Consider the following 3,403-nt stretch of genomic DNA (forward strand, 5'->3'; position numbering starts at 1 on the left):
CGGACGGCCGGACCGCCGGACGCAGGCGGCACCGGACGGACAGCCGGACGGCCGGACACCGGACGGCCGGACCGCCGGACGCAGGCGGCACCGGACGGACAGCCGGACGGCCGGACACCGGACGGCCGGACCGCCGGACGCAGGCGGCACCGGACGGTCGGTCGGCCGGCCGGACAGAAGACCGACCGGACGGCCGGACGACGGCCGGACAAGGGCGAACCGACGGCCGGTCAACAGCCGGTTGGCGGGCGGACGAACGGCCGCCGGACGGCCTCAGACCCTACCGGGAACCCGGCACGCACCGACGGCCCCGGACCGCCCGCACCAGCAGGCACCACACCGCGAGCACCGCACCGCCGCACCACACCGCACACGAAGACACCGCACCGCCGCACCACACCGCACACGAAGACACCGCACCACCGCACCACCGCCGTGCCGGACACGCGCGGGCACCACCCCACGCACCCGCCACACCCCATCCGATCCCTTTCCACCACCACCCGAGGGGCCCCATCCCATGACCACCGTCGAAGCCCGCTCCATCAACCCCGACGTCGAGGCCATCCGCCACCACTACGAGGTCCCCAACGAGCTCTACCGCCTCATCCTGGGCCCGACCATGATGTACTCCGGCGGCTACTGGGAGGACGGCGAAGACCTCGTCGCCGTCCTCGACGAAGCCCAGGAACGCAAGCTCGACGCCTTCACCGACCTCGCCCGCGCCGCCGGCACCGCCAAGGTCCTCGACGTCGGCTGCGGCTGGGGCACCATGCTCAACCGCCTCACCACCGTCCACGGCGTCAAGCGCGCCGTCGGCGTCACCCTCTCCCGCACCCAGTCCGACTTCGTCCACGCCCTGGGCAACCCCGCCATCGAAGCCCGCGTCGAAAGCTGGGAGGACCACCGCCTCGCCGACGGCGAGGACCCCTACGACGCCGCGTTCTGCATCAACGCCCTCGAACACTTCGTGCTCTCCTCCCTCACCCCCAAGGAGCGCACCCAGCGCTACCGCGTCTTCTTCAAGCAGATCCACTCCCTCCTCAAGCCCGGCGCCCGCTTCGTCCTGCACACCATGACCGTCGAGAACCCCCCGCTGCGCCGCCAGCTCCTGGACGACCTCAAGTTCCTCCAGCGCGAGGAGTTCGAAGGCTGCCACATCCCGCGCCTGCCCGAACTCGCCTCCGGCCTCGACGGCCTCTTCGAGGTCACCGAGATCCGCAACGAGCCCGAGTCCTTCGCCCGCGCCTGCCGCGCCTGGCTCGAACTCCTCGCCGCCCGCCGCGACGAAGCCGTCACCATGACCGACGAGACCACCGTCGCCCGCTTCGAGCGCTACCTCGACATCTTCGCCTACACCCTCGAAGACCACATCTTCAACAACTTCCGCGTCACCCTCACCCGCCGCGCCTGACCCCGGGCCCGCAGGACACCTCAGCCACCGCAGAAGAGGACACCGACGCCATGACCACCACCCCCGCCACCGACCGCACCACCGGCACCACCGGCACCAGCACCGGCACCGCCGGCACCACCCCCGCCCCGGCGGCGGGGGCCACCACCACCCCCGCCACCACCGGAGCCGGCGCCGGCGACCTCGCCGTACGCCACCTCAAAGTCGCCGTCATCGGCGCCGGCATCTCCGGCCTGGGCACCGCCGTCGCCCTCCTGCGCGCCGGCATCGACGACTTCCTCGTCTTCGAACGCGCCACCGACCTCGGCGGCACCTGGCGCGACAACACCTACCCCGGCTGCGCCTGCGACGTCCAGGCCCACCTCTACTCCTTCTCCTTCGCCCGCAACCCCGAGTGGAAATCCACCTTCGCCACCCAGGCCGAAGTCCACGCCTACCTCAAGGACTGCGCCACCCGCTACGGCGTCGACCCCCACCTGCGCTACGGCCACGAACTCCTCGACGCCCGCTGGGACGACACCCACCACCACTGGAACCTCACCACCAGCCACGGCCGCTACACCGCCCAGACCCTCGTCACCGGCACCGGCTACCTCTCCGACCCCGCCATGCCCGACCTGCCCGGCCTGGACACCTTCACCGGCACCGTCTTCCACTCCTCCCGCTGGCGCCACGACCACGACCTCACCGGCCGCAACGTCGCCGTCATCGGCACCGGCGCCTCCGCCATCCAGTTCGTCCCCAAGATCCAGCCCGACGTCGCCCGCCTCGACCTCTACCAGCGCACACCCCCCTGGGTCGCCGCGAAACCCGACAAGCCCAACACCCCCCGCCACACCTGGATGCTGCGCCACCTGCCCGGCTACCAGCGCTTCCGCCGCGCGTTCAACAAACACGGCCGCGAGATCGTCGCGTTCTTCATGTCCCGCCCCTCCCGCACCACCGGCATGAAGAACATGGCCGCCGGCCACCTCAAGAAAAGCGTCAAGGACCCCGCGCTGCGCGCCCGCCTGACCCCCGACTACACCGTCGGCTGCAAACGCCTGCTGTTCTCCAACACCTGGTACCCGGCGATCCAGCAGCCCAACGTCGACATCGTCTCCGACACCATCACCGCCATCGGCCCCACCCACATCACCACCGCCGACGGCACCCGACGCGACGTCGACACCATCATCCTCGCCACCGGCTTCACCGCGACCGACCGCCCCGTCGCCCGCCTCATCCACGGCCGCGACGGCACCAGCCTCGCCGACACGTGGAACACCGCCGGCATGACCGCCCACCGCGGCACCACCATCCACGGCTTCCCGAACCTCTTCATGATCCTGGGACCCAACACCACCCTGGGCCACTCCTCCCAGACCGTCATGATCGAAGCCCAGATCACCTACATCCTCGCCGCGCTGAAAACCCTCGACACCCACCACCTCACCACCCTCGAAGTCCGCGACGAAGCCCAGAAGGCCTACAACAAGGCCGTACAGGACCGCCTGAAGAACACCGTCTGGAACACCGGCGGCTGCACCAGCTGGTACACCGACAACCACGGCAACAACCCCTCGATCTGGCCGACCTACACCTGGCGTTTCCGCCGCCAGACCAGCCACCTCGACATCGCGAACTACCAGACCGCCACCCACACCGACCACACCACCCCCTAACACCCCCCACCAACCACCACACCACCACACCACCACACGGCCGGCAGGCACGCAGGCACGCAGGCCGGCGGGCACGCAGGCAGGTGGGCCGACGGCCCACGGCAGGCGGCGGCAAGCAGCAGGCGGGCCGGCAGGTGGGCCGGCAGGCAGGCACGCAGGCGGGCCGGCGGGCACGCGGGCACGCGGGCACGCCGGCAGGCAGGCAGGCAGGCAGGCGGGCCGGCAGGCACGCAGGCAGGCAGGCACGCAGGCCGGCGGGCCGGCAGGCCGGCAGGCACGCACGCAGGCCGGCGGGCTGGCAGGCGGGTGGGCCGGCAGGCCGGCA

At 71.6% G+C, this 3,403-nt stretch carries 2 protein-coding genes; both read left to right on the plus strand.

Translation table 11 applies throughout. From position 1 onward, the window contains the following. Window positions 1–520 precede the first annotated feature (520 nt). Complete coding sequence (locus tag AB0Q99_RS29275) at window positions 521–1,414, plus strand: class I SAM-dependent methyltransferase (RefSeq protein WP_363576581.1); 894 nt, start codon at window positions 521–523, stop codon at window positions 1,412–1,414. Between the two features lie 50 nt (window positions 1,415–1,464). After that, the gene (locus AB0Q99_RS29280; protein ID WP_363576582.1) at window positions 1,465–3,078 is read left to right on the plus strand and encodes an NAD(P)/FAD-dependent oxidoreductase; all 1,614 of its coding nucleotides are present in this window, start codon (window positions 1,465–1,467) and stop codon (window positions 3,076–3,078) included. Window positions 3,079–3,403: the final 325 nt, after the last annotated feature.

The organism is Kitasatospora sp. NPDC086791, from assembly GCF_040685975.1.
Taxonomy (GTDB): domain Bacteria; phylum Actinomycetota; class Actinomycetes; order Streptomycetales; family Streptomycetaceae; genus Kitasatospora.

Excerpts from the sequence above, each read along its gene's own strand:
- AB0Q99_RS29275 (WP_363576581.1), top strand. The coding sequence starts at position 521 with ATGACCACCGTCGAAGCCCGCTCCATCAACCCCGACGTCGAGGCCATC.
- AB0Q99_RS29280 (WP_363576582.1), top strand. The coding sequence starts at position 1,465 with ATGACCACCACCCCCGCCACCGACCGCACCACCGGCACCACCGGCACC.